Genomic DNA, 607 nt, shown 5'->3' on the forward strand with positions numbered 1-607 from the left:
CGCAGGCGGCCGCCGACAGGCTCGCGGGAGTCGTCTCCTCCGCCTCGTAAGCCCTCTCACGATCTTCCCAAGTGGCTGCGCACGGGTTACCGGCCCGGTACATTCCGTGTGCGTATACCTAGGGGAGGGTGACGGTGGCGGGTAAAGGACACAAGGTAGACACGGCGCAGCTGAACGAGGCGGCCAAGGTTTTGCAGGACCTGCCCAAGCAGGCCTGCGAAGGGCCGATCGGGGCGGTCGAGCAGATCAATCTGAGCGCGGCGAGCTTCGGGCCCGCGCACGGGGACTGCTTCACCGGCTATTCCGCGAGCATCCAGCGCATGGCGAAGTGCGCCCGGAGCTACCTCGCGGCGTCGGACGAGTTCGGGCGCAAGCTGGCGGCGTCCAAGGATCTCTACCAGTCCAATGAGGACTCCAATGCCGCCGAGATGAGGAAGCGCTGATGGGCCTCGCGGACGTCGGTGGCGACACCGGGCACGACATTCCCAGCCGGGCCGAAGTCGAGAAGATCCTCAACGACCCGAACATCGACCGCGACACCAAACGCGAACTCGCCCTCAACTACCTCGACTACATCGAGGACGAGAGCCCGGAAAGCTGCGGGTTA

1 protein-coding gene is annotated in these 607 nt (G+C 65.4%); it reads left to right on the forward strand.

The genetic code is table 11. From position 1 onward, the window contains the following. The first annotated feature begins 134 nt into the window (after window positions 1-134). Window positions 135-443, forward strand: coding sequence for a type VII secretion target (locus CFP71_RS43200; protein WP_093939508.1), 309 nt, complete (start codon window positions 135-137; stop codon window positions 441-443). The last annotated feature ends 164 nt before the right edge of the window (window positions 444-607 follow it).

The sequence above is a fragment of the Amycolatopsis thailandensis genome, assembly GCF_002234405.1.
In the GTDB taxonomy this organism is placed as follows: Bacteria; Actinomycetota; Actinomycetes; order Mycobacteriales; family Pseudonocardiaceae; genus Amycolatopsis; species Amycolatopsis thailandensis.